Raw genomic sequence first — 23,619 nt, 5'->3', positions numbered from 1 at the left:
CCATATAACATGGCTTCTTTTACTTCAATTTCTCTTTCAAATATTCAAATTCTTTCTTCAAAGGCGCATTCTGATAGAGTATCTGATAAGCAAAATTAGTAATAGGCATATCTATATCATAGCCTTTCAGCATTTCGTATATACACTTTACAGCGTAATAACCCTCGGCTATCATATTCATTTCCAGTTGAGCAGCTTTTACACTATAACCCCGCCCTACCATATTACCGAAAGTACGGTTACGACTGAACTGTGAGTAAGCAGTTACCAGTAAATCGCCCAAATATGCCGATGCACTTAAATCCCGTTTCATAGGGTCTATTACATCTACCACACGGCATATCTCCTGCATAGCATTTGACACCATTACAGCCTGAAAATTGTCTCCCCCACCCAATCCATGCGTAATACCACAAGCTAATGCTACAATATTTTTTATTACGGCAGCATATTCTACTCCATACAAATCATCTAAAGCCGAAGTACTCACAAAACGACAGCGCAACAAATCAGCAAAATCATTAGCTAATATCAGGTTAGGAGAAGCAATGGTCAGATATGAGTGCTTCTCTAAAGCCACTTCTTCGGCATGGCAAGGGCCTGCAATAACTCCTATATTATCAGCAGGCACATCATAGGTTTGCTCTATCCAGTCGGTTACTAACTGGTTGGTAGCAGGAATCATACCTTTGATAGCAGATATAATCTTTTTGTCTTGAAGGTGGTTTTTGTTAATAGTCGTAAGAGCATCAGCCAAAAAAGCCGCCGGTACAGCCAACACCACCCATTCGGTGTCACGTAGGGCTTCTTTCAGGTTGGTGTAGGGTCTTACTTTTGAAGGATGAATCTCTACACTGCTCAGATAGTTTCTATTATGGTGTAATTTTTTTATATACTCTGCGTCTTCACTATTACGCATCCACCATTTAATCTGCACATTACCTTCACTCAAAATTTTAATAATAGCTGTTGCCCAACTGCCCCCTCCTATAATCGTTATTTTCATATTTTTATCCTAAAGGATTTAGTTTATGATGCTAAATAAACCAAAAGCCTTGAAAAAACAAAAGACCGCTTTCCAGCAGTCTTTTGTAGGGTATGTTTGGTTGGCGTTTTCAAATTACTATTTCTTCTTGTCTTTATCTTTCTGTTCTACTTTTTTGGTAACTACATCACCATCTTTCAGTTTTTTAGATACTGCAATGAATGGCCCTGACACAATTTCTTCGCCCTCTTTCAATCCACCTTTAATTTCAATGGTTCCGGCAGCAGTATCAGTAATACCTGTTTTTACTTCCCGTAATTTCACCTTACTGTCTTTATCTGCTACAAATACTACCTCTTTTGGTAATTCTTTTTTCTTAGGTTTTACTGGCTCATTTGAGGCTTGACCTTCATTTGGTGGGCCCTGTTGCTCTTTCTTTTCTCCATCACTACCATCACGGGTAGTTACTGCGGCAATCGGCACACTCAAAACTTTTTCTTTTTTCTCAGTAATAATATCTACCGTTGCAGTCATACCCGGTTTAAAAGGATATACTTTCCTGGCTTGTCTATCTATCAGGTCACGATATGATTCAGGCAGGATTCTGATTCTCACCTCAAATTCTGTTACGGCGTCAGTAGCAGCCGATGAGGCGGCTAAGGTTCCTCCAGAACCATTGGCTGTGTTAGCAATCTGAGTTACAATACCTTTAAATTTCTTGCCTGTTAATGAGTACGAATCCACATCAATATTGGCAGTGTCACCTAAGCTTACTCTTACAATGTCATTTTCGTTTACATTGATTCTCACCTCCATATTATTCAGGTTGGCAATACGAAGCATTTCAGTACCTGCCATTTGTGAGGTACCCACCACTCTTTCTCCTAATTCTACAGCCAATTTTGACACTATGCCATTCATAGGGGCATAGATACTTGTTTTACGTAGGTTTTCAGAAGCATCTTTCAACCCAGCTTCAGCACTTCTGATATTAAAAGTTGAAGCCTCCAGGTTAGCTTTTGCAGCGGCTACATCTTGTTTAGCTACCTTAAGGTTGGTTTCAGCAATCTCTAAATCAGAAGCCGAAATTACTTTATCATCAAATAGTTTTTTCTGACGGTTATATTCTGCCTGTGCACGTATCTGGCGAGCTTCTGCTTGTGCAATCGTTGACTTTGCCTGTTCAGCACTGGCTTTTGACTGATTCACAACAGCCTCTGCGCGTTGAGTAATTGAAATATAGTTTTCAGGTTGAACTTTCAATAGAAGTTGTCCTTTTTTTACAGAATCACCCTCTTTTATGTACAAACCGATAATCTCACCGGGAACATCAGGGGTAATTTTCACTTCAACCTCAGGCTGGATTTTACCCGATGCTGAAACTGTTTCAATAATATCTGTTTTTCCTACTTTTACAAACTCTACTTCGGTAGGTTTTTCTTTACCTATCCAACCTGCCGATTTTGCAACGAATAGAAATATTACAAGTAGGGCTACTACACCGCCCAAAATCCACCAGATTCTATTTGATTTTTTCATTGAGAAAATAAATTTGTAAACAATTAGTAATAAGGTAAGTATTCAAATCTAAGCCAGCCCAGTGAGAAAGTCTTAGAAATTAAGTGGTTTATTTTGATAATAATCTAAAATCTTGATTCTGAAAATATAGTCATACTTTGCCTGAATCTGGTTGGCTCTGGCTCTATCAAGATTTGTTTTTGCAATGCTATAATCTAACGAGTTCAGGGAGCCTACGTTGAATTTTGACTCAGAAGCTCTGAATGACTCTTCCAAAGCCCGTACCTGATTACCCAAAGCAGAATATCTCTTAGCTGAGTTGCTCATATTCACATAAGCCGTCTCAATATCCTGACGCAAACGCAAACGGACATTCTCGGCCTGTACTTCTGCCTGCTTTTTTTGGATAATTGCCCCTGTTGTCCGATACTTAGCGTTATATCCATTAAAAATCGGAATTCGTGCACTTAATCCTAAAGAAAGATTTACATTACCCCCTAACTGTCTGAAATAACCGATTTTTTCGGTAGTGGTAGATGAAGTTGGAAGTAAGGCAATAACCGGATATCGTACACCCGCTATATCTACATAACCAGCCTCGGTCTCAACAATTTTTTGTGACACTAACACTTTTTCTGCTGCTGTAGAAGAAGAACTGTTCGCATTGGCAAATGCTGTTATAGTTGGATATTTCAGCCCCTTAGCAATATCTATTCCTTTCTCGGCGGCCTTTACACGCATATCAGCCGCCTGCACATCTGCCAAAAAACCTTGTGCAATATTATATACTTCCTCCGGGGAGTTCGGATAAGGCTGGATATTCGGATTCGGCACCTCTATTCTTACTACATCTAAATCTCTGTCTGCTGCGACGTTTAACAATTGTTTCAAAGTTAATTTAGCTGATATAATGGCATTTTCGGCATTAACTACCTGTACTTCATCATTAGCCAGTTGCGCCTGAATATCATAAAGATTTGTTTCAGGAACCGACCCTGCATTGACCATTTTTTGTGTGCGCTCTAACTGTATTCTTGAAACCTCGACCTGTCTTTGAGAAATAGCCAGAAGGTCTTCCTGTGAAAGTATATTCAGATAAGCCACTACTACATTCAGCGTAATAGTGTTTTTCATAGCTTGCAAATCTAACCTTGCTACTTCGAGGTTCGTCTGGTTAAGTGCTATATTGTTTCGTGTCTGATATCCATCAAAAATAGTAACACCCGACGAAAGTCCAAACCCATTAGACCCCACAGTATTAGTAATAATACCATTAGTGTAAGGGTTGATGTTACGACCTGAAAACAAATTCAGGTTAGCACTTCCGTTCAGATTAGGGTATCTTGTCCATTTAGACTGTTCGAAGGTATTCAGGCTATTTTCAACTGTCAGGCCACTTTGCTTGATAGAGAGATTGTTTTTCAGGGCCACATCAACGGCCTCTTGCAACCCTATTTTATCTGCGTTTGAACTATTAACACTTGTAGCACTGGGCTGTTGTGCCTGAACAAAAACATTTACAAGTAATAGCAGAGAAAGCTTAGGCAATAAGATTTTAGCAAATTTCATGAGGAAAATATTTTTCATTTCGATGAACCAATTCGATGAAACTTATAAGGCTTTATACGAGTTTTGATAAGACAATCTTACGAAACAATCTTATATACCTGCCACAAGAAATGGATAAACGGTTTTATTGAAGTTTAGACTTAATACTTTAGGGTTTGAACTTCTTGAAAAATAGCTTTAAGTTTGAAGTAAATTTCATTTGTTGTTTATTAAAGGATTAAGAATGAGTAGTCAGACACCAAAGGATTTTTTGAAATTCCTGAAGAATCCAGACTTCATTGACGGTATTTACAACTACTGTGATAGTTGGTGTGACCGCTGTGCCTTTACCGATAAATGTATGAATTTTGCCATGCGCAAATATAAAGAGGATCAGAGCCGCCAGACCAGTACAGAGGATAGTCTGACAGAGGTTTTTCAACAAACTACAGATCTGATTAAACAATTGATTGAAGAGAAAGGTATGAGCTGGGAAGAGGTTGTAAGCCAGGCCGATACTGCTACACCCATTATTGACCCTCATAAAGAAGCAAACAAACATAGAAATGTAAAAGCTGCCAAAGAATATACCTACTTATATGGCTCGTTTCTGAAAAAAGAACAGGGTTTTATGAAAGGCAAAGGCGTGGAATTTCAGAATGATTTAAATAAAGGGCTTATTTCTGTTGAAGAAGCGGAAAAAGCACTCTTGCGCATAGAAGATGCTTTTGAGGTAATTAACTGGTACCAGAGCCTAATCTATATTAAAATTAGAAACGCCTGCCAGCTTTTTTTTGAAGAAGACCTGAGCGATTTCATGATTGATTACTATAATGGCAAAGCTAAACTGACTTTAATTAGTATTGACAGAAGCCTGGCAGCTTGGTTAGTATTACAAGTACATTTCCCGGAAAAAGCAAACAAGATTAGCGAAATCTTGCTTCACCTTGAAAAACTACGCCGACAAATTGAAAAAGATTTCCCGAATGCTCGTAAATTTGTGAGACCGGGTCTGGATAGGTAAAATGTATTGAATCAAGATTCAGGAAATAACTATTTTAAAAATCATCGAATCAGGTAGAGACATACGATTCACCGCAAGATGTATTACGTCTCAAAGGAGCTATCCATCCTAACAAATTTATTATAAATCGAATAGTTCAAAAGGATAGACGATTGTTCTGATGCCGTCAGAGACTCGGAACGTAACGCATTATATCTCTACGAAAAACCTCATTTCATGCAATACGAAATTGTTATAGGATTAGAAGTGCATTGTCAGCTTTCAACTGAAAGTAAAATTTTCTCTTCCGATTCTAATCATTTTGGCAGCGAGCCAAATACTAATATCAGTGTTATTACATTAGGGCACCCCGGTGTCTTACCAAAATTGAATAAAAAAGCTGTAGAATACGCCATCAGAATGGGTTTGGCCTGTGGTTGCGAAATAAACAGATATAATTATTTTGACCGCAAAAATTATTTTTATCCTGATCTGCCAAAAGGCTATCAGGTGTCGCAGGATAAACATCCGATTTGTAAAGGTGGGGGTGTAAGCGTACGCTTGAAGAATGGCAAGCAGTTCAGAGAAAGATTTCTTGAACTACATCATATCCACCTGGAGGAAGATGCGGGGAAGTCAGTACATGAAGGCGAAAGTGTTTATACACGTTTAGATTATAACAGAGCAGGTACTCCTCTGATTGAGATTGTATCAGAGCCTTGTATGAGAAGTGCCGAAGAAGCAGGGGCTTATCTGACCGAGATAAGGAAGATCGTACGCTACTTAGATATTTGTGATGGAAATATGGAAGAAGGCTCTATGCGGGCTGACTTGAATATTTCGATTCGTCCGTTAGGAACCGAGACGTTAGGAACCAAAGTAGAGGTAAAAAACATGAACTCTATCCGTAACCTGCAAAGGGCTGTAGAGTTTGAGTTTAAGCGACAAGTACGGATGTTTGAGAATGGAGATAAGATTCTTCAGGAGACGCGTATGTTTGATGCTGATACAGGTGAAACCTATGGGATGCGTGTAAAAGAAACCATGAATGACTATCGTTATTTCCCTGAACCTGATTTAGCCCCTATCAGAATTTCTGATGAATGGTTACAGCTGGTTAAAGCCCGGATGCCTGCCCTACCTCATGAACTATTCAGGCAATTTACACAGGAATATGGCATTTTAGATGAACATGCCGTAGTATTAACCGATAGTAAAGATATAGCCGGGTATTTTCTGGAAACAGCTCAATTTATCAAAAATCACAGAGCCATTGCCAATTGGCTGACCTCGACCATTAAAGGTTATCTAAATGACAAAGGCATTGAAATCAGCGAACTACTACTAAAACCTAAACAATTGGCTGAGATAATATCTCTTGTTGATGAAAATAAGATTAGTAGCTCTACTGCCGCGCAAAAACTTTTCCCATTGTTAATAGACAACCCGAATAAAACAGCTTTATCATTAGCTGAATCGAACAATTTGATTCAACAAAGCAATACGGACGCTTTGCAAACGTTAATCAACGAGGTTCTGTCTTCTTACCCTGATAAAGTAAAAGAATTTAAGAACGGCAAGAAAGGCTTACTTGGCATGTTTGTTGGAGAAGTAATGAAAAAATCAAAAGGTACTGCTGACCCCAAACTCACTAATCAGTTACTGATGGATGCTTTAAAATAATCAGCCCAGTTATTAATTATAGAATATTTGAATTAACACATTTATGAAACAATCTATTTTTGCTATATGTTTTTTAGCCTTTGGTATCGCTTGTCAGTCTCAGCCGCAGAATGCTCCTGCTGAAACAAAAGCAAGTACTACCAACGGAAAACCTTTTACTGTAAAAGGAAAATTAAATAATCCGGTATCAGGTAAAGTGTACCTTGAAAGAATGAACGACAGGAACATTCCATTGAAAATAGATTCTGTGAGTATTGCTGCCGATCAGACTTTCTCATTTAAAGGTAACATCCCAGAACCGGGCATTTATCAACTTAATATTGCTAATCAACAGTTAATAGGCCTGATTTTAGATGGTGGCGAAAATCTGAATGTTGTAGCAGATGGTGTTAGCACACCTGATAAAGCCGCTACTTTTAGTGTAGATGGTTCACCTGCTATGGCAAAGTTCAACCAGATAGTGGCAGAAGCACAGAAGTTCCGTCAGACTCAAACCACTTTACAAACACAATTTGATGCAATAAAAAAAGACGAGAAAAAAAAGAAAGAAATACAAGCACAATATATGGCTGCTGAAGAAACCTATTATAATGCTATCAAGCCCATGATAGCTGAGTTAGGAACTTCATTAGCGGGATTGATTGCTATAAACAATTTTCTGAATCCTGAAAGGGATTATGAAACATTCGCTAAAACTGCAGAACAATTGCAAAAAGAAGGACAAAATCATTTTTTTGCTAAATTATTTATTGAAGACGTAAAACGCAGAAGTGCAGGATCAGTAGGTTCAGAAGCACCTGATTTCTCATTGGTAGATATGTCAGGAAAGCCTGTAAAATTGTCAGAACTAAAAGGTAAAGTAGTTATTCTTGATTTCTGGGCTACATGGTGTGGGCCTTGTATTATGTCTTTTCCAGGCATGAAACAAGCGATGGATAAATACAAGAATAATCCGAACGTGCAATTCTTATTTGTAAACACATTTGAAAGAGTTGACCAAAGCAAATGGAAAGAAACTGTTACTAACTTTGTTAATCAGAGAGGCTTCAATACTTTCCCTATCATTTACGATATGGGCGGAGAAGTTGCCTTGAACTATGGAGTAAATGGTATTCCGGCTAAATTCTGTATAGATAAAGAAGGGAAAATCAAATTTAAAAGTACCGGCTTTATGGGATCGAGCGAATTAGTGCTCCAGGAAATGACTAAATGGGTAGAAGAAGCAGCAAAATAAAAAAAGGGAAGATTTCACAATCTTCCCTTTTTTTTGGCTTACAATCTGGTTACACCTTTTCGTTTTAGTGCTAAATCATGCGCAGTATCATAATAAGAGCGCAGATTTGTCCAGTCAAATATCTCAGAAATATTCTCTACCCGGTTACGCTGCATGATACGGTCTCTGCGATTCATAGTTACGAAATTAAACAATATATCAGCCAATTGATCTGCGGCCTGATCATAACTTTTGTCTTTACGGTCAACAACATACACCCCTACACTATCGTAGTCTTTCATTAATTGAATCATAAAATCCCCAAAGCCTGATAAATCACTGGTTACAGTTGGAATCCCTCTCACTACACACTCTAATGGTGTATAACCCCAAGGCTCATAATAACTCGGAAAAATGCCCAGATGACAACCCCTCACAAACTGGCTGTATTCCATACCGAACAACGGGTTGGTAGGAGAAATAAAATCGGGATGATAAACAAATTTTACACGATCCTGCTGATGGTTCAGAAGGTTAGTTTGCTTAAGATAACCCGTAATATCATCTTCCTGTTTCAGCAAATGTGTAACCGTATGTGGCAATTTCTTTGTTTTCCAACTTTGAATAGTGCGGCGTAATCTTAATCGCCAGTACTCATCTACAAATTCATTCAAATCAGGCAAATTATGATTTTCATTGGAGGCTGACGCATGAAAAAGATGTTCGCCAACCTGTTTTTCGATTGCGTCACAAGTCTCTCTGATTTCCTCCATAACAGCTCTTGATTGAAGCACCTCAGGATCAATCGAATACACTGGGTTTTTAGTAATAATAAACATTACAATCGTGGTGTCAAGGCCAGCCTGTACAATCTTGAAGTTGAGCCTTTTCAATGCTTCCAGAGTCAAATCATATCCTTTATTTCTGAATTCATAACGCCCCGAAGTAAAGAAATACAAAGTATTGTCTAAGTCCCATGAATAGCTCTGGAAGAAGTGCCCCATCACAAATTGATGAATTTTCTCCTTGTATTTCAGGTGTAGATTCTGAAATTCGTGTATTGCAGCAAAACGGGTAACATTCAACCCATTAGGTAATATCAAATCACAGGTCCGCCCAAAAAACACTTCACATTCTTTCGCTGTTACATCGCTTACTGTTGTAAGTACGTGGCATTTCTGCGCTGCAAAACGCTCAATTTTAGCCTGTGCTTCTACACCATAGTGTTGTGCCTCATACTCCCAGTTATAATACCGTAATTTTTCGTAAAAGTCTGGTTCATTTCCGGCTATATACCGACCAAGCATGGTAGCATGTGTAGTAAAGACTGTCGAAATCGGCACATTATCCGTACGAATATCTATCAGTGCTGTTGCCACCATCCACTCATGAAAATGTGCTACTATATCATTTTTGTGTCCATAGGTTTCGCCAAACTCTGTCAGAAATACTCTAATCATCTCCCCTAAAACAATTACCTGATCAACCAATGCTTCAGCGTTGAGGGTAGATATCTGATGCCTGTTCCACAAATTGTGTTTCAGGTCATTACTCTTATATAATAGGTTCTTTAAGTCCAATAAAACAATTTTAGGCTTGCCTGTAACCAACCAACGGCCATAATGTGCATCAAAGCCCATTTCTTGCATCCGTTTCACAATTCTGCCAAAATATGATTCTTCTAAATCCTCAATCGGTTCAAATTCAACAACAGCTGTATTATGAAAATAAGGGCCTATCAGGCAGTAGTTCTCCCCCCATTCTTCCACCATTGAGGGTACTTTTGAGCGAATAACCGTGTAAATTCCACCAACCTGATTACATACTTCCCAGGCTATTTCCATCAATAAAGGCTTCTTTTGTTCGCGGGGTTGGATACTAACAGTTTCTTCTGATTCTTTTTTAAGTTTTTTGGACGTTACCATGTGGGTTAATTTATTTAATCTATTCCGAATGAGTGAATTATGTAATAATTTTTAACAATAACAATAAAAAATTTAACTTTTCAAATATTCGTGAACTTAATGGTTGGATGGGATGTACAAAATAAAAACAAAGCTATCATTTTTACCTTTTTGAAAATCATAAGAGGATTTATTTTTTATGGCAGACCGCACAAAGTACTTAATTGGTGCATTATTGGTATTTGGAGCAGCTTTTGGTTTTGCGTTAAAAGGTATTTTTATCAAATCAGCTTATCAATACGGCATTGATTCTATATCGCTTCTATCGCTGCGTTTTTTATTTTCTGCGCCCTTTTATCTGTTCATTGTCTTTCGTAAAAGATATAAAGAAGAATCTCATCCTGCCATTGCTCCAAAACGCTGGCTCTATGTAGTTTTAGTTGGTTTTATAGGTTATTATGTTTCTGCCTATGTCAATTTTCTGGGGCTTGAATACCTCTCCGCAAGTCTTGAGCGTATCCTGCTTTTTATCTATCCTACCTTTGTTTTGCTGATTAATGCCTTTCTGGTTAAAAGAAAAGTCACTGGTTTACAATGGCTGGCTTTACTAATAACCTATGCAGGTATCGCTGTAGCATTTATGAAGCACTTTGAGGCACATCAACAGAAGAATATAGCATTAGGAGCCTTTTTGGTCATTTTAAGTGGTCTCACCTACTCTTTTTATCTGGTTGGCAGCGATAAACTCATCGCTAAAGTAGGCACCACACGTTTTACCTCATGGGCTATGTTAGCAGCTTTAGTGCCCACTCTGATTCATAGTTTTTTTTATAATAGATTAGCTATTTTCAATTTTACGACAGAGGTTTATCTAATAGCCTTATCGATGGCTATTTTTTCTACAGTACTACCTACCTTTATGTTCTCAGCAGGTATCAAACGTGTAGGTTCAGCCAATGCTTCAATTATTGCCAGCATAGGCCCCATTTTCACTATCGTATTAGCAACTGTATTTCTGCAAGAACCTATATGGATTGAGCAAATCATAGGCACGGTTTTAGTCCTTACTGGGGTATTTCTGGTAAGTTGGAAAGGTAAGAAATAATGTAGCCCAATCTTTCAATATGAAAATTAATTGAGTACCGCGATTTAATTAATTAAATTTGAAAGATATTTTCACGAAACCGATATTTATGAAATCCGTGTATTTCCTTTTTGGAGTATTGCTATTAGACTCCTGCAATAAAAGAGAATCAGACAAACAAGCCCAACTTTGCGACAATCAGAACTTTAAACAATACTGGTATTCAGCTAATGCCGAAATCAGCAGCTATAGCCTCAAGCAGGCGCAATTTGGTAATTTGAATGATGGAGAAGCCATCATGGTCTTTAATACAGAAGATTTCCGAAAAGATAAACACGTAAAACTGGAATCTAATGCAAAAGACAAAGCTGTAAAAGTAATGAAGCTTAATTTTATCAAACGTTTTGTTACTGGTATTCATGATTTCTCTATGTACACATCTGTGTTTACACCAGTTCAAACACAAGACATCAGCTCTACATTAAAAGTCTCCAATACCAATCAGGATTGGAGCGGACAAACTTTTCTGCAACTGAATTTTCGTCAGAATGGTTATCAGGTATTGGGTAAATCTTATTTTGAAGAAGAGATAGAAGACGATTATCATATAGACAAAGCAATATTGGAAGATGAACTCTGGACTCGCATCCGCCTGGTTCCTTGCCAACAATTACCAGTAGGCAAAGTTATTCTGATACCAAGTTTAGGCTCATTGCGTCTAAGACGTGAAAAGGCTGCTCCGGCTATCGCCAATGTTACTTTAGAACCCTACAAAGGAGATTCTACTTTCAAAGGTGATTCTTTATTTGATTATCGGGTCAATTATATTGAGAGCAAACGAAGCCTCAGAATTATATTTGAGAAGGGCTTTCCACATAAAATTGTTGGTTGGGAAGAAAGCTATCGGGCGCATAATAAAACCCTGACCTCAAGGGCAGTATTAAAGGCTACCATTCAAAATCCGTATTGGCAGAAAAATATGCCTGCGGACACCATTTATAGAAAAAAGTTACATTTGAAGTATTGATTTCATAATTTTGTTCTCAAATTTACGTTCAAGGTTCTGTATTCAGTTCCTTTCTAAGAACATAAACAATTCTAATGAAAAATAGCAAATTTGCGTATATAGTCGCTACTTCCTTTTTTCTTTCATTGACACTTTTCTCCTGCGGAGATAAAGAAGCCCAAAAAACTGAAAATCCGGCTAAAGGTCCGAGTATTCATACATTGATTTTTATTGATAAAACGGCCAGCGTTGATGTGCAGAAACCTTTTGTGGCTCAAAAATATCAGCAGGCATTGACTTCTATCATTGAGCAGAATTTCAGAAAAGCAGGCGACACTTTTCAGATATACTATATCCACGAAAATACCTCTAAGGCTCGCACCTTATCGCTTGTCTGCCGTACTGAAATGGAAGATACTGAAGGCGTAAATGCTACCGACTTGGAAGCTATCAAAACTTCATACGATTTATCAATCCGTAAAGAGCGTAACTTCGTCACTCAACAATCGTTAAATCGCCTGAAAGCACAAAATGATAATGCCTCTAATCTTGAAACCAATATTACCGCCAGTATCCCTGTCATTGCTAAATTATCAGAAAGCCCAGGAGATATAAGGGTTTATTACCTGAGCGATATGGTAGAGAGCGTAAAAAGCGGTAGAGATTTTCAGATACACCCCCCAAAAGACGATGCAGAAGCTGAAGCATGGGCAACGACTGATGCAGCCAAATTGAAAAACTATCAGCTAAGCGGTCCTGAAATTTCGATGATTCTCCCTTTTGAACCAACGAGTTCATCTAAAGAAAATAACCCGACTGTTACTCATTACTGGCAGAAATTGTTTGAAAGCCTTGGGGTGATGAGTGTGACGGAGATGTAAAAATAATTCATTCTTACCCATAAAAAAAGTGGTGAGTCTCCGACTCACCACTTTTCTTTTATATCTTTTTGACAAGAAATTACTCTCCTTTCAAAGCCTCTGCACCACCTACAATTTCAAGGATTTCCTTAGTAATTGCGGCCTGACGGCTACGGTTATATTCAATTTTCAATGCACGAAGTAGTTCGTTGGCATTGTCAGTTGCTTTGTCCATCGCTGTCATACGCGCACCATGCTCAGAAGCATTCGATTCCAATACCGCTTTATACAATTGCATTTTAATAGCCTTTGGTATTAACTCCAATACAATCTCCTCTTCCGAAGGCTCAAAAATATAATCAATTTTGCTGGCTTTTGAAGTATCTGCTTTCTTATCTACCAATGGTAACATCTGGTCAACACGAAGAATCTGAGTAGCTACGTTTTTGAACTCGTTATAAACCAATTCAACCACGTCATATTTACCTTCTGAGAAAGCAGTCATGATTGCTTCAGCAGCAGAACGGGCATGAGCAAAGTTCAGATTCTGAAAGATACCCATATAAGTATCGTTCACTTTGAAATTACGACGTTGTAATGCCTCACCACCTTTCTTTCCTAACGCCAGAATTTCTACATTGCCTTTAGCTGCCTGCGAAGGGTATCTTTCATTAATGGCAGCCACAGCTGCTTTAATGATATTTGCATTAAATGCACCGCAAAGTCCTCTGTCTGAAGTAACTACTACTACCAACACTTTCTCTACCTGACGTACCGTCGTAAAAGGGCTAGTCGCACCTACTTCGGTATTGGCAGAAACCGTAGCAATCAACTCATTCAGTTTAGTAGCATACGGACGCATCTGAAGGATAGCATCTTGTGCTCTACGCAACTTCGCTGCCGATACCATTTTCATGGCTTTCGTAATCTGCGTCGTTGAGTTTACCGAGACAATTCTATTTCTAACTTCTTTTAATGAAGGCATTTTTCTATATAATTAAGAAAGAAGAGCAGTGTTACCCACTCTTCATTCTATGTTATTAAGCATATTTTTCAGCTAATTCTTTACCAACTTTCTTGATAGTGTCGGTTGCTGAATCATCTAATTTACCGGCAGCCAATCCTTTTAATACATCAGGGTATTGCGCTTTCAATAAAGTAATAAATTCAACTTCGAATTCTTTCGTTCTGGCAACCGAAACTTTGTCAAGTACACCATTAATCGAAGCATAAATGATAGCAACCTGCTCACCTACCGCAGACGGAGAGAACTGTGCTTGTTTCAGAATCTCCTGGTTACGACGACCACGCTCGATAGTCAATTTCGTAGCGGCATCAAGGTCTGAACCGAATTTCGCAAAAGCTTCCAATTCACGGAACTGCGCCTGATCCAATTTCAGTGTACCTGCTACTTTTTTCATTGATTTAATCTGAGCGTTACCACCTACGCGAGATACCGAGATACCTACGTTGATAGCCGGACGGATACCTGCGTTGAACAAGTTCGACTCCAGGAATATCTGACCGTCAGTAATCGAGATTACGTTAGTTGGGATATACGCCGAAACGTCACCCGCTTGTGTTTCAATGATTGGAAGGGCTGTTAATGAACCACCACCTTTTACTTTACCTTTCAATGAAGGAGGAAGGTCGTTCATGTTTTGCGCAATCGCATCATTGGCAGTAACTTTAGCGGCACGCTCCAGCAAACGGCTATGTAAGTAGAATACGTCTCCTGGGTATGCTTCACGTCCTGGAGGACGACGAAGTAATAATGATACCTCACGGTAAGCAACCGCTTGTTTTGACAAGTCATCATATACTACAAGCGCAGGACGACCGGTATCACGGAAATACTCACCAATAGCAGCACCTGTAAACGGAGCAAAGAACTGCATGGGTGATGGGTCTGATGCTCCGGCAGCTACGATTACTGTATAATCCATCGCACCGTATTTACGTAATGTCTGCTCAACGGCTTTGATGGTAGATGCTTTCTGACCACAAGCTACGTAGATACAATAAACTGGCTCGCCTTTATCGTAAAATTCTTTCTGGTTGATGATAGCATCGATACAAACCGCAGTTTTACCTGTCTGACGGTCGCCGATTACTAACTCACGTTGACCACGACCGATTGGAATCATCGCGTCAATCGCTTTAATACCTGTTTGAAGAGGCTCTGTTACAGGCTGACGATAGATAACACCCGGCGCTTTACGCTCTAAAGGCATTTCATAAGTTTCGCCTTGGATTGGGCCATTACCATCGATTGGCTCTGCAAGCGTGTTTACCACACGTCCCACGATACCGTCACCTACTTTCACAGAAGCGATTTCGCCGGTACGTTTTACAGTTGCGCCTTCTTTGATACCAGTTGCATCTCCTAAAAGTACCGCTCCCACGTTATCTTCTTCCAAGTTCAATGCAAGGGCTTTCAGGCCGTTTTCAAAAGCCAGCAATTCACCGGCCTGTACTTTTGATAAACCATATATACGTGCTACACCGTCTCCGATTTGTAACACAGTACCTATTTCTTCAAGTTCCGCTTCGGTTTTTGAACCTGCTAATTGTTCACGTAGAATAGCCGAAACTTCATCTGGTCTGACTGATGCCATATTATATTTTGATGAGTTTTTAAATGTAGATTCGAAAATAGGTAGTACACCTTCATTTTTCGGGTGCAAAAGTACGACACATTTTTCACAATTCCGATATTTTAGGCAAAAAAAGATACATAAAAGTAGGACTATTTTTAGAAAAAGCCTTTTGCGCTTATCGGAGCGAATAAAATATTGAAATCCGGCTTTTCAGAATATTATTTGTTAAATTAAAAATGATTCTTCTTTGAAAGGTTTATTTGCTGAAACTGTTTCAATATTTCATTAAAGTATTTGTTTACACTGATTATTCAGAGCCTATTTCGACCTTCTTTCAAAAAGGCGGTCACCGTAGTGTACACCTTTTCGGTTCAGTTTTAGTGGTCATAATTCTGATTTTCTGGAAACTATTTCTGTCCTCATTCAAAAAGGTTCCCACCATATTGGTAACCTTTTCTTAATCCGTTTTAGGAATCTTAATGCTGATTTTTTGAAAACCATCTCTGCCCTTATTCAAAAAGGTTCCCACCATATTGGTAACCTTTTTCGGTTCCGTTTTAGTAGTCATAATACTGATTTTTTGAAAACCATCCCCGTTCATCCAAAAAGGTTCCCACACATTGGTCACCTTTATACCTACCAGTTCTTTCCTGATTCTTAAAGATTCACGAATAATATATTTCTCTTCCTTCATATCAATAGTTGTTATGTAGACGGCTAATTCAGAATTGTATTTACAGAATAGACGTCCCGACTGGGCGTCTCCCTAAATTTCTGACTTAGGATTGTGTTTTCAAAGTGTTTGGGGTGATTTTTGGGAAAATCAGACTATTGGGGAGGTAGGCTATTGAATAAATTGTCCCGCCTTATCATAATTTATCAAATAAACGTTCTCATAATTACCAGATTTGGCTAAAGCCTATACGGATGAATGTTTTCCTGTTACCCCCATTTGAAAATGGGGGCTATTGATTCAATTGCCTCCAGCTTTAGCTGGATGGGTATAAATTGATAGAATCCAATTGGCTTTAGCCAAATAGTACTTTGGTCGAGGGAATTTAAAGCATGTCAAAGTCTTTTTGCTTGCGCACGGGTGAGAATCTAAGGGAACACAGTAGCTTAGGAAATAGGTAAAGATTTGATAATCACCTCCTTTAATGGCTGATATTTAGAAAATATCACTCCCGACTATTTTTACGACGAACACAAAAAGAAACCCAGGGAATGAACAGGTTTAGGCCTTATAATGGGCGATACTTTACGGAGGAGATTGATGGGCTATCTTTTGTCCAGATAAATAAAAAATACAATGAAATTTTATATCTTTGCTTACATACTGCAACTCCAAAACTTTGACTAAGAATCATGGCACAAAAAAAGAAAATAACACCATCAGAGAATGATGTAAACCCTTCAGACGTAATTGGGTCAAAAACTAAACATCCTTTGGTTTTTATCAGTCATGATACTAGAGATGCAGATTTAGCAGAACAATTTAGCAGTTTACTAAAGAATGCAAGTGCCGGAGCTCTGAAATCATTTCGTTCTTCTGACAAAAAGGGTGCACAAGGGATAGAATATGGACAAGAATGGTACCCAGCAATTATGGATAAAATTGATGAAGCATCTGACGTCGTTTGTTTATTAACTCAACATAGCGTTGATAGGCCTTGGATTCTTTATGAGGCAGGAGTTGCAAAAGGAAAACTAGATAAGAAAGTGATAGGTATAGCTATTGGAATCCCTCTAAGTACTGCAATTACAGGCCCTTTTGCACAATTCCAAAATAATGATGGAGACTCAGATTCTATTACAAAACTTGTGCTAGAACTAGTTAGAAAAGTACCGGGGTTAGACCCTGACCCAACATTGGTAAAACAGCTTGTTGATGGTTTTATAGTTAAAGCCGTGGAAATAACTGAAAAATATAAAAATCAGATTTTAACAACTGATAAAAGCGATAAGGAGGGTGAAAATTCGGTTGCTAAATTATTTGAAGAAGTCAAAATAATGTTTGATAGTCTACCTTCAAAAATAGAGAATAGACTTGACCCAGAAATAAGAAGAAGAAGAAGAAAATTTCACCCAATGATGTTTGAAGAAATTATGCATTTTGGGTTTGTTAATGAAGATCCAAATATCGGCTTTTTAATGCTTCTATGATTATACAAAGATGACTTTCCATGGTTCTATGAAATAGGGATGGAAACATATAGAGGGCTAAAGATTGCAAAAAATGCAAGTGAAAAGGAAAAATTAATTAAAAATTTGGAAAGAGCTACTGAAACTTTAGGGCATCCTATGATAAGAGAATTTTATGGAGAATCAAAGGATTCTTATTACCTATTAAAAGATTCAAGAATTTTAATGCTTAGATTTCTTGAACGATTTTATAGTGATAAAAAAGAGAAAGATTGACATTGATAAAAGCCTCTAGCACCGAAGTAGATTTAAACCATATTTAAAAATCATCACGAATTTGATTATAAGTAATTGTCCTGCTAATTATCTTTTCAATATCAGTATTTGAAAATCTATCATTGCTCATCAACACATTCCTTAATCCAAAAATATCGTTTTCGTGTCTAACAATAATATATTTTAAGTCACTTAATTCAAACTTTAAATACTTATCACTAATGCACTCTCTCCCCAAATTTAATGCATCTATTGGGGTCAAATTATATAGCCCCTGATAAATACTATCATAAATCTCGAACATTTCATTTTTAACAATTGTAGCAAAATCAGGTATTCTCAAATAATGAGGATTTCTATCTGGAAAAGGAGAAAATCCCGCCAAGTATCTCCACTCTTTTTCATCATAGTATTTAGTAATCAAACCACTTGCTCTATCAATATTCTTGTAGGACTTAATATAACCAAGAACACGGATTATACTGTAAACATAACCTGTCAATACATTTGCAGCAGCCATTTGTTCTAATGGATCAATACTGCTGCCCTTATCTATTGATGATATTAAAAATAATCCTTCTAAACCTGCAAGTGCATAATAAATATCCGATGTTCCTGCTGATACATAACTTACTGGACTTATACCATTTTTTATTGTCCAATCAATGCTCATTCCTAAGCCGTATTTCCCAAATTTATCCGAATGGTTTTTTATCTGAGACAGCGGAATGTCACAAAAACATACCATAGGAACATAATAGCAATTAAAAATTGTATTGTCCTTTAAAAAACTAAAGTCTTCTTTACAATAACTTGGGCGAAACCCATTAATTAAGATTTTAGATAATACATTAACGTCTTTAGTAAAGTGGAAAAGAGTATTGGCACTAAGCATTTTATTGAGTTAATAGTATTTTGTTTTGTAATACAAGTTACAAGAAAATAATAAAACTTACTAAAACGGTACAAATAAAAAGACTTTAATAACTAAAGTACAATTATTAAGCTTTTAGCGTTAAACTGGTGCAGTTATAAAATTTTAGTGTTTGAGGATTCTCATTTCCGTCTTTCTAAAATCTGTTTAAATTCTGCGAAGCTTACTATCTCAATTGGTGGGAATGGGTGCTCTCTTTTGAGTAGTTTTCTTATATGTTTGTCGTCAGTTACGAGATAATCGGCATTGGCACCTATGGCGCAATCAACAAATTTATTGTCGTCAGGGTCGTCTTCTACTAATTGCCATTTATAGGAAGGCTCAAAAAGTTGGTGATTCTCTGATTCTAATAATAATGATAAAACAAAGCTCATGGTTTGAACACCGTACCATTTTGAAACCAATTCGGCATATTCTGTTAGTATTTCATTACTCAGAACCCATGTAAACTCTTTTTTGTCAAAAGCATGGTAGATGATTTTTTCGGGTGCAAGTTTGGGAATAGACCTTAATAAAATTTGTGTGTCAATGACAACTTTCATCTATACCTTATCTTTTTTTTTGATTTTCTTCAAATATTCAGTTCTGCTGCCATTATTCATTTCGTCGATTGCTGCATTGATATCTTCGGCAGTAATATTGTTTTCTTTCATGTGCTTTTCGGCTTCATTTTCAATCTGGCTTAATAATTCATGGATAGATTTTTTAGGCTCTTCTACCCTATTTTGATTAAGCTCACCTTTCATGCCCTTACTGATAAGCGAAAATAACTCCTCCTGAATATTTTTAGGCAATACCTTGTATTGCTCGTATAAAACCTGTGCTATGCTCATAGCTTTATTGTTATTTAAATCTTCTTATTTGTTAGTCAATTTACAAACAATCATAAATAAAAAAAAGGTTTAAACAATTAATAAAAATCGTTTAAACCTTGTATAGTCTTAAAACAGGTTTTGATACAGCAGAAATTTCCTTTAACTAGAAATTATAGCCATATATAGGTATTTTTAATTCCCTTCTCCATTGTTGGGTCGGACCGCCGATGCGGAAGGGTTGGGGATGGGGTCATTCTTACTTCGCCCCCTTATAACTAATCTTATAAATAGTACCACCTAAATCATCCGAAACATACAAAGAGCCATCAGGCCCTTGAGCCAAACCGCATGGGCGGTGTTGTACCGGGCCTGTTGGTTTCGCTAAATCAATACCTGCAAAATTATCGGCAAAAATCTCCCAGGGGCCAGATGGTTTACCGTTTTTGAAAGGTACAAAAGCCACCATATAGCCTTTTTTCAACTCAGGCGATTGTCCATGAAAAGCGATAAAAGCGCCATTTCTGTATTTGGCAGGAAACATTGTACCAGTATAAAATAACAAGCCATTAGGTCCTAAGTGTGCAGGGAAAGCCGCAGAAGGATTTAAGGCTTTTTCTCCACCAGTTTTTTTGCCATCGCCACCGTATTCCGGGCAAAGGATTTTCTTTTTCTGGAAATGGTCGTAATATACATAAGGCCAGCCGGCATCTGCTCCTTCATGCAATTCATACATCGTTTCAGCAGGCAATTTAGTACTCATTTCCGGTGTATAGTAGTTCGGGAATGCCTCATGGAATTGCCCTCTGCCATGCATCATCACAAATAGCTTGTTAGATTTGGTATTCCAGTCTAAGCCTACAATATTTTTCAAGCCTGTGGCATATCTCACACCATCAGCATAGGTCTGGTTCAATTTATTGGTTTTAAACCGCCACACTCCCCCTACCGAATCAAGCAAGGCACAAGGCGAAATACCTTTGTTCGTTCCTTTTTCTTTGCAGGTTTCGTCATAAGAGCCTACGGTTACGTAGATATTATCCTGATTGTCGAGGGCAATAGACTTTGATTCATCACGACCTTTAGCCACTAATCCGGTTACTAATAACTCAGGGCTATCAATATTTGTAATTTCTCCATTTGCATCTAATTGGTAACGATACACCCCTGTATTGGATGAAGAGTATAGGTAATTATCTTTAATGACAATACCTGTGCCTTTGTAATCTAACAGGTTCTTCTGAGCATCTATTTTGCCATCACCATCGGAGTCGTAAAGATAAACCATTCCCTTACCTTCTTTTGGTTTAGATATTTTGGCATAGATACCACCTTTGCTGGTAACAGCTAAATGTCTGGTTGCACCTAATTCGCTTCCGATAATGGTAGCGGTGAATCCGGCAGGGACTTTAATAGCTGGGGCAGGGGTTTCATTGTAATTGTAGGCAGACAGTAGAGATACTCCTACTGCTGCAATAAGCAGATGGCGCATCTGAAAAAAGGTTCGCATGGTAGTATTTTTCGATTATGGTTGAAAATAGGAAGTGGTTTTAGCCACTTAATGACAAAGATAAAGACTATGTAAATCATTCTTCGCTTTCTTGAGTCATAATTATATTTATTATGTAAAAAATATTATAACTTCGCTACCAAACCTATTCAAAGCCTATTCTATGAAAACATTAGTATTATTCGCTTCAATCATTACTATGAGCTATACCGCAACAGCCCAACAAAAAACCCTTGGCAAGGTAAACCGCCTTGATGCCGCCTTAGATAATCTGATAGACAAAGACGCCAAAATTGAAATTCTGAGTGAAGGATACGACTGGGCAGAAGGCCCTGCCTGGGTAAAAGACGGCAATTATTTATTATTTTCTGACGTACCTGCCAACACCGTGTATAAATGGAAAGAAGGCGAAGAAACAAAACCTTTCCTGAAACCCTCAGGTTATACAGGTTTAGGGGTTTACAGCGACGAACCGGGCAGTAATGGATTGATTATCAATAAAGACGGAATGTTAGTCTCATGTGAGCATGGCGACCGCCGTATTTCAGTAATGCCACTAACAGTAGGTGGCAAACGTACCCTTGCTGATAATTATATGGGCAAACGTTTCAATAGCCCGAATGACATCGTACAAAAATCAAACGGAGATTATTATTTTACTGACCCTCCTTATGGCTTAATGAAAAAAGCCGACGACCCAACCAGAGAAACAGAACTCTTTGGCGTATATCGCAGAGCCACAAATGGAACTGTCACTTTAATAGTAAAAGACCTGACTCGCCCGAATGGATTAGCCTTTTCACCGGATGAGAAAACTCTATACGTAGCACAATCAGACCCTGATAAGGCTTATATCATGGCATATCCGGTTTTAGCTGATGGAAAGGTGGGTAAAGGCAAACTCTTATATGATGCTACACCAATGGTAAAAGAAGGGCTACAGGGCTTGCCTGATGGCTTAAAGATTGACAAAAAAGGAAACATATTTACAACTGGCCCAGGTGGGATATTGATATTGACGCCAGAAGGCAAATTATTAGGCAGAATTGAGACGGGCGTACCCACGGCTAACTGTGCCTGGGGCAATGATGGCTCAACGCTTTATATCACAGCCGATATGTATTTGTTACGTATTCAGACGAAGACTGTGGGAGTTGGGTTTTAACCACACCCCAGCCTTCCCCAACAGTGGGGAAGGCTGGGATGGGGTCTTATCACTTTCCTCCTACAACCACTTCACATAAATCTTCCTGTTTGAAATAGGTATTTGCCATTTCTATGACATCTAAAGGTGTAACTGCTCTTATTTTCTGGATATAATTATCATAAAAATCTTCTGGCAATTCGTCCAATAAGATAATCTTCTGTCTGTCTGCGACTTCAAATGGGGTGTTCAGTGAACCTACCAGCGAACCAATCATATAGTTTTTCGCTGTGTCTATTTCATCTTCATCTACAGGTGTATTCTGTATTCTGCTGATTTCCTTGGCAATTTCATCAAGGGTCTGTTGGGTATATTCTTTTTTTACATCTGTACCCATTACCAGATACCCACCGTATCGCTGTGGTACTAAACCAGAAGAAATGCCATAAGTAAATCCTTTATCTTCACGGATATTTTTCATGAGACGGCTACCGAAATAACCGCCGAAAATAGTATTAGTAACGATGAATTTAAAGAAATCAGGGTGTGTACGCCCAAACATTCGTTTACCTAAACGAATAGATGATTGCAAGTTATCTAAGCGCTCCACCAATACACTTTCAGGGTGCTTGATTTCAGAAATATTATCAATAATAGCATTATGATCAGGCGATTCTACAGGGGTTTGTCCTAAGTGTTGATTCAAGGCCATTACCTCTTCGTTACCAAATTTACCTGCAATAAAAATTCTGAAAGATTTACCCCGGACCTGTTTCTGATAAAAATCATTGACAGCCTTTCTGGTAATAGCGTCAATGGCCTCTAAAGTGAGGGATTTCCCATAGGGATGGTTTAATCCGTAAATCTGCTCTCTGAAAACCTGTCCTGCTATGTAAGACCCTTTCTCTAAGTTAATTTTCAGATTCTGAGAGCTGATATTTTTCTGAACCTGTAATTCGTTTTCAGGGATAACAGAATCGGCAATCATCTCCTGGAGCAAAGGCAACAACTTAGGCAGATGTTTGGTAAGTCCGTGAACGGTTATAGCTAATCGCTCCACCGAATGATTGATTTCCAGAAAAGCACCATATTGGTCAAAGTATTCACTGATTTCAGTAGCAGTATGACTTGAAGTTCCTTCTGAGAGCATTTTTGAAGCAAAATAAGCTTCTCCTGTATGATTCTCATAACGGCTACCTGCTTCAAAGATTAACTCTAAGCGCACTACTGGTTGTTCTCCTGCCTTTACCATATAAACAGGCACCTGATTATCGAGTAATACTTTCTCTGCTTTAGGTATGCTCACTTGTTCTATAGTTTGTGAGGGAGGTGCTATCGTGCGGTCTAATATCATAGGTTTAATTAAATAATAAGGCGTATATTAACTGGCATGTTAT

At 38.1% G+C, this 23,619-nt stretch carries 21 protein-coding genes; 9 read left to right on the top strand and 12 right to left on the bottom strand.

Annotated elements, in window-relative coordinates; genetic code table 11:
* Positions 1–19: 19 nt before the first annotated feature.
* The 3 genes from H1R81_RS21245 to H1R81_RS21235 all read right to left on the bottom strand — a co-directional run bounded on the left by H1R81_RS21245 (position 20) and on the right by H1R81_RS21235 (position 4,072).
* The gene (locus H1R81_RS21245) at positions 20–1,006 is read right to left on the bottom strand and encodes an NAD(P)H-dependent glycerol-3-phosphate dehydrogenase (RefSeq protein ID WP_181842755.1); all 987 of its coding nucleotides are present in this window, start codon (positions 1,004–1,006) and stop codon (positions 20–22) included.
* Positions 1,007–1,123: 117 nt separating this feature from the next.
* Positions 1,124–2,524: an efflux RND transporter periplasmic adaptor subunit gene (locus H1R81_RS21240; protein ID WP_181842754.1), complete on the bottom strand. Its 1,401-nt coding sequence runs from the start codon at positions 2,522–2,524 to the stop codon at positions 1,124–1,126.
* Positions 2,525–2,596: 72 nt separating this feature from the next.
* A complete protein-coding gene (locus H1R81_RS21235) occupies positions 2,597–4,072 on the bottom strand; it encodes a TolC family protein (RefSeq protein ID WP_181842753.1) in 1,476 nt (491 codons plus the stop codon).
* Positions 4,073–4,295: 223 nt separating this feature from the next.
* Between H1R81_RS21235 and H1R81_RS21230 the strand changes: the two genes are divergently transcribed.
* The 3 genes from H1R81_RS21230 to H1R81_RS27685 all read left to right on the top strand — a co-directional run bounded on the left by H1R81_RS21230 (position 4,296) and on the right by H1R81_RS27685 (position 7,971).
* Positions 4,296–5,075 carry a hypothetical protein gene (locus tag H1R81_RS21230; protein ID WP_181842752.1) on the top strand — a complete coding sequence of 260 codons (780 nt, stop codon included), beginning with the start codon at positions 4,296–4,298 and terminating at the stop codon, positions 5,073–5,075.
* A 216-nt stretch (positions 5,076–5,291) separates the two neighbouring features.
* The gene (gatB, locus tag H1R81_RS21225) at positions 5,292–6,737 is read left to right on the top strand and encodes an Asp-tRNA(Asn)/Glu-tRNA(Gln) amidotransferase subunit GatB (protein ID WP_181842751.1); all 1,446 of its coding nucleotides are present in this window, start codon (positions 5,292–5,294) and stop codon (positions 6,735–6,737) included.
* A 43-nt stretch (positions 6,738–6,780) separates the two neighbouring features.
* Entirely contained in the window at positions 6,781–7,971 is a 1,191-nt protein-coding gene (locus H1R81_RS27685; protein WP_181842750.1) for an AhpC/TSA family protein, read from the top strand.
* Positions 7,972–8,009: 38 nt separating this feature from the next.
* Here the strand turns inward: H1R81_RS27685 and H1R81_RS21215 are convergent, their stop codons facing one another.
* On the bottom strand, positions 8,010–9,875 hold the full coding sequence (locus H1R81_RS21215; protein WP_181842749.1) for a glycogen/starch synthase: 1,866 nt from the start codon (positions 9,873–9,875) through the stop codon (positions 8,010–8,012).
* Between the two features lie 178 nt (positions 9,876–10,053).
* Here H1R81_RS21215 and H1R81_RS21210 point away from each other — a divergent pair, with 178 nt between their 5' ends.
* From H1R81_RS21210 to H1R81_RS21200, 3 genes are all read left to right on the top strand, one after another.
* Complete coding sequence (locus H1R81_RS21210; protein WP_181842748.1) at positions 10,054–10,959, top strand: DMT family transporter; 906 nt, start codon at positions 10,054–10,056, stop codon at positions 10,957–10,959.
* Between the two features lie 88 nt (positions 10,960–11,047).
* Complete coding sequence (locus H1R81_RS21205; RefSeq protein WP_220275279.1) at positions 11,048–11,965, top strand: hypothetical protein; 918 nt, start codon at positions 11,048–11,050, stop codon at positions 11,963–11,965.
* A gap of 74 nt (positions 11,966–12,039) precedes the next feature.
* Entirely contained in the window at positions 12,040–12,825 is a 786-nt protein-coding gene (locus H1R81_RS21200) for a hypothetical protein (RefSeq protein ID WP_229251190.1), read from the top strand.
* A 79-nt stretch (positions 12,826–12,904) separates the two neighbouring features.
* Here the strand turns inward: H1R81_RS21200 and atpG are convergent, their stop codons facing one another.
* From atpG to H1R81_RS21185, 3 genes are all read right to left on the bottom strand, one after another.
* Positions 12,905–13,789, bottom strand: coding sequence for an ATP synthase F1 subunit gamma (atpG, locus tag H1R81_RS21195; RefSeq protein ID WP_181842747.1), 885 nt, complete (start codon positions 13,787–13,789; stop codon positions 12,905–12,907).
* 55 nt (positions 13,790–13,844) lie between these two features.
* Positions 13,845–15,422: a F0F1 ATP synthase subunit alpha gene (atpA, locus tag H1R81_RS21190; RefSeq protein ID WP_181842746.1), complete on the bottom strand. Its 1,578-nt coding sequence runs from the start codon at positions 15,420–15,422 to the stop codon at positions 13,845–13,847.
* A 439-nt stretch (positions 15,423–15,861) separates the two neighbouring features.
* Positions 15,862–16,098 carry a hypothetical protein gene (locus H1R81_RS21185; protein ID WP_181842745.1) on the bottom strand — a complete coding sequence of 79 codons (237 nt, stop codon included), beginning with the start codon at positions 16,096–16,098 and terminating at the stop codon, positions 15,862–15,864.
* 671 nt (positions 16,099–16,769) lie between these two features.
* Between H1R81_RS21185 and H1R81_RS21180 the strand changes: the two genes are divergently transcribed.
* Complete coding sequence (locus H1R81_RS21180) at positions 16,770–17,567, top strand: toll/interleukin-1 receptor domain-containing protein (protein ID WP_181842744.1); 798 nt, start codon at positions 16,770–16,772, stop codon at positions 17,565–17,567.
* A 39-nt stretch (positions 17,568–17,606) separates the two neighbouring features.
* The gene (locus tag H1R81_RS21175; RefSeq protein WP_181842743.1) at positions 17,607–17,822 is read left to right on the top strand and encodes a hypothetical protein; all 216 of its coding nucleotides are present in this window, start codon (positions 17,607–17,609) and stop codon (positions 17,820–17,822) included.
* A 43-nt stretch (positions 17,823–17,865) separates the two neighbouring features.
* On the opposite strand, the gene H1R81_RS21170 is transcribed toward H1R81_RS21175, so the two are convergent.
* The 4 genes from H1R81_RS21170 to H1R81_RS21155 form a co-directional block, all read right to left on the bottom strand.
* On the bottom strand, positions 17,866–18,717 hold the full coding sequence (locus tag H1R81_RS21170; protein ID WP_181842742.1) for an abortive infection system antitoxin AbiGi family protein: 852 nt from the start codon (positions 18,715–18,717) through the stop codon (positions 17,866–17,868).
* Positions 18,718–18,878: 161 nt separating this feature from the next.
* A complete protein-coding gene (locus H1R81_RS21165; RefSeq protein ID WP_181842741.1) occupies positions 18,879–19,298 on the bottom strand; it encodes a putative toxin-antitoxin system toxin component, PIN family in 420 nt (139 codons plus the stop codon).
* The gene (locus H1R81_RS21160; protein WP_181842740.1) at positions 19,299–19,589 is read right to left on the bottom strand and encodes a hypothetical protein; all 291 of its coding nucleotides are present in this window, start codon (positions 19,587–19,589) and stop codon (positions 19,299–19,301) included.
* A gap of 238 nt (positions 19,590–19,827) precedes the next feature.
* The gene (locus H1R81_RS21155; protein ID WP_229251189.1) at positions 19,828–21,078 is read right to left on the bottom strand and encodes a sorbosone dehydrogenase family protein; all 1,251 of its coding nucleotides are present in this window, start codon (positions 21,076–21,078) and stop codon (positions 19,828–19,830) included.
* Between the two features lie 163 nt (positions 21,079–21,241).
* Between H1R81_RS21155 and H1R81_RS21150 the strand changes: the two genes are divergently transcribed.
* Complete coding sequence (locus H1R81_RS21150; RefSeq protein WP_181842739.1) at positions 21,242–22,243, top strand: SMP-30/gluconolactonase/LRE family protein; 1,002 nt, start codon at positions 21,242–21,244, stop codon at positions 22,241–22,243.
* A 49-nt stretch (positions 22,244–22,292) separates the two neighbouring features.
* On the opposite strand, the gene H1R81_RS21145 is transcribed toward H1R81_RS21150, so the two are convergent.
* The gene (locus tag H1R81_RS21145; RefSeq protein ID WP_181842738.1) at positions 22,293–23,576 is read right to left on the bottom strand and encodes a pitrilysin family protein; all 1,284 of its coding nucleotides are present in this window, start codon (positions 23,574–23,576) and stop codon (positions 22,293–22,295) included.
* Positions 23,577–23,619: the final 43 nt, after the last annotated feature.

Origin of the sequence: Emticicia sp. BO119 (assembly GCF_013912375.1) — a bacterium.
GTDB lineage: Bacteria > Bacteroidota > Bacteroidia > Cytophagales > Spirosomataceae > Emticicia.
This window is presented reverse-complemented; position numbering and strand designations above follow the sequence as displayed.

Bases quoted from the DNA above. Each gene is read 5' to 3' on its own strand.
- H1R81_RS21245 (WP_181842755.1), bottom strand. From the start codon at position 1,006: ATGAAAATAACGATTATAGGAGGGGGCAGTTGGGCAACAGCTATTATT.
- H1R81_RS21240 (WP_181842754.1), bottom strand. From the start codon at position 2,524: ATGAAAAAATCAAATAGAATCTGGTGGATTTTGGGCGGTGTAGTAGCC.
- H1R81_RS21235 (WP_181842753.1), bottom strand. From the start codon at position 4,072: ATGAAATTTGCTAAAATCTTATTGCCTAAGCTTTCTCTGCTATTACTT.
- H1R81_RS21230 (WP_181842752.1), top strand. From the start codon at position 4,296: ATGAGTAGTCAGACACCAAAGGATTTTTTGAAATTCCTGAAGAATCCA.
- gatB (WP_181842751.1), top strand. From the start codon at position 5,292: ATGCAATACGAAATTGTTATAGGATTAGAAGTGCATTGTCAGCTTTCA.
- H1R81_RS27685 (WP_181842750.1), top strand. From the start codon at position 6,781: ATGAAACAATCTATTTTTGCTATATGTTTTTTAGCCTTTGGTATCGCT.
- H1R81_RS21215 (WP_181842749.1), bottom strand. From the start codon at position 9,875: ATGGTAACGTCCAAAAAACTTAAAAAAGAATCAGAAGAAACTGTTAGT.
- H1R81_RS21210 (WP_181842748.1), top strand. From the start codon at position 10,054: ATGGCAGACCGCACAAAGTACTTAATTGGTGCATTATTGGTATTTGGA.
- H1R81_RS21205 (WP_220275279.1), top strand. From the start codon at position 11,048: ATGAAATCCGTGTATTTCCTTTTTGGAGTATTGCTATTAGACTCCTGC.
- H1R81_RS21200 (WP_229251190.1), top strand. From the start codon at position 12,040: ATGAAAAATAGCAAATTTGCGTATATAGTCGCTACTTCCTTTTTTCTT.
- atpG (WP_181842747.1), bottom strand. From the start codon at position 13,789: ATGCCTTCATTAAAAGAAGTTAGAAATAGAATTGTCTCGGTAAACTCA.
- atpA (WP_181842746.1), bottom strand. From the start codon at position 15,422: ATGGCATCAGTCAGACCAGATGAAGTTTCGGCTATTCTACGTGAACAA.
- H1R81_RS21185 (WP_181842745.1), bottom strand. From the start codon at position 16,098: ATGAAGGAAGAGAAATATATTATTCGTGAATCTTTAAGAATCAGGAAA.
- H1R81_RS21180 (WP_181842744.1), top strand. From the start codon at position 16,770: ATGGCACAAAAAAAGAAAATAACACCATCAGAGAATGATGTAAACCCT.
- H1R81_RS21175 (WP_181842743.1), top strand. From the start codon at position 17,607: ATGGAAACATATAGAGGGCTAAAGATTGCAAAAAATGCAAGTGAAAAG.
- H1R81_RS21170 (WP_181842742.1), bottom strand. From the start codon at position 18,717: ATGCTTAGTGCCAATACTCTTTTCCACTTTACTAAAGACGTTAATGTA.
- H1R81_RS21165 (WP_181842741.1), bottom strand. From the start codon at position 19,298: ATGAAAGTTGTCATTGACACACAAATTTTATTAAGGTCTATTCCCAAA.
- H1R81_RS21160 (WP_181842740.1), bottom strand. From the start codon at position 19,589: ATGAGCATAGCACAGGTTTTATACGAGCAATACAAGGTATTGCCTAAA.
- H1R81_RS21155 (WP_229251189.1), bottom strand. From the start codon at position 21,078: ATGCGAACCTTTTTTCAGATGCGCCATCTGCTTATTGCAGCAGTAGGA.
- H1R81_RS21150 (WP_181842739.1), top strand. From the start codon at position 21,242: ATGAAAACATTAGTATTATTCGCTTCAATCATTACTATGAGCTATACC.
- H1R81_RS21145 (WP_181842738.1), bottom strand. From the start codon at position 23,576: ATGATATTAGACCGCACGATAGCACCTCCCTCACAAACTATAGAACAA.